The following is a 1,593-nucleotide window of genomic DNA, read 5'->3' on the forward strand; positions in this document are numbered from 1 at the left end:
ACTGATCACGTTCGCCGAAACGATTGATCACCATCGCCGAAATCCGCAACACGGCGTCAGAATCCAGGCTGAAAACCAGCGAATGATACAGAAAATGCCGGCAGAAGACGGCACGACGGCGGATCCGCGCAAGCGCCATCCTCGCGGTAGCGATAGATAGGAGAAAACCGTTTGAACGCTAGGCGGGTGGGGCGAGCTGGTTACGCGCGACCCGGAAACACCGGTCGCGATCCCAGTCCGGGTAGATATCTTTGAGTTCGCCGGCGCGGATCATGATCGCGCGCTCGAGATCGGCACGACGATCGCCGTCGGAGCGCGTGCTCCGAGCCGCGGCCTTGGCGTGAGCCCCGTGGCGGCGATCGCATTGATCGCCACGAGCACGGCGAGGTGCAGATAGAAGGGCCGTTGCAACACGACGGGCACGATGGCGAGCAGCACGAGCGCAACGGGCGTGACAAGCGCCGCGCGGCGCGTGGCGCCGCGATGGAGCGGCGCGGGACCGGACGCGAGCGCGCCATCGTCCGCGAGGGCGTGGCCGGAGAAAGGTTTGGTTTTCATGCTGTGGAGCGGCCGAGGAGGCCGGTGGGACGAATGATCAGGATGGCCATCACAAGACCGAAGATCGCGATGTCGGAAACGCTGCTGTCGAGGAACGTGCTGCCCAGACTCTCCGCTACGCCGAGCAGCAGGCTCGCGAGTGCGGCGCCCGGGATGCTGCCGAGTCCGCCGAGAATGACCACGATGAACGCCTTGAGCATCGGCGTCGCGCCAATGAAGGGCGACACCGAGAAGATCGGCGCCATCAATGCGCCCGCCACCGCGGCGAGTCCGACGCCGAGGCCGAACCCGAGCGGATAGACGAGGCGTGCGCGTATCCCTTGCGCCGTGGCGATTTCCATGTCCTGCACGACGGCGCGCAATGCGCGCCCCCAGCGCGTCCAGCGCAGAAAGACGTAAAGCAGGGCGAGCGCCGCGGCCGAGCAGCCGACCACAACGAGGCGCGAGGCCGGCAGCATGGCCGGGCCAAGGCTCACCGCGCCAACGGCCACGGGCGGCATGAACTGCGGGTCGGGCCCGAACGCGATCAGCGCGAGGTTCTGCAGGATCATGCCGAGCCCGATGGTGGCGATCATGCCGTTTAGCTCGTCGTTGCGGAACGGCTTGAGCACGACCCACTCGACGAACCAGCCGAACAGCACGGCCGCGACGAACGCGAGCAGCACCGCGGCATAGAACGACATGTGCCAGTCGGACACGAACACGTACGCGGCGACGGCGCCAAGCATGTAGAACTCGCTGTGCGCGAAGTTGACGATGCGCATGACGCCGAAAACGAGCGTGAAGCCCACGGCCATCAGCAGATACAGCAGCCCTATGATGACGCCGTTGCTCAGCGCCTGGATTACGAGGGAGGTCAGGTCCATCGTGACGGTCTCCGGTGGGAAGACGCGGCGTGCGGCGTCACTGGCATGCCGCGGGTGTGCAGCGCGCGCGCCACTTCCTGGCCGCCCTTGACTTCGGCGATGTAGAAGGGCGCGTCGATGGCCTGACCCCATAGGGTGGTCCGGTTTCAATCTTAGTTCATGATCGGCC

2 protein-coding genes are annotated in these 1,593 nt (G+C 65.7%); both read right to left on the bottom strand.

All coding sequences use genetic code 11. The annotated features are described in order from the left end of the window. Window positions 1–270: 270 nt before the first annotated feature. The gene (locus tag ACSHSS_RS30130) at window positions 271–558 is read right to left on the bottom strand and encodes a hypothetical protein (RefSeq protein ID WP_445545967.1); all 288 of its coding nucleotides are present in this window, start codon (window positions 556–558) and stop codon (window positions 271–273) included. Next, window positions 555–1,424, bottom strand: a complete 870-nt coding sequence (locus ACSHSS_RS30135; RefSeq protein ID WP_445545968.1) for a branched-chain amino acid ABC transporter permease — start codon at window positions 1,422–1,424, stop codon at window positions 555–557. The genes ACSHSS_RS30130 and ACSHSS_RS30135 overlap by 4 nt, the downstream gene beginning before the upstream one ends. Window positions 1,425–1,593 lie beyond the last annotated feature (169 nt).

This window comes from Burkholderia sp. BC1 (genome assembly GCF_052683555.1).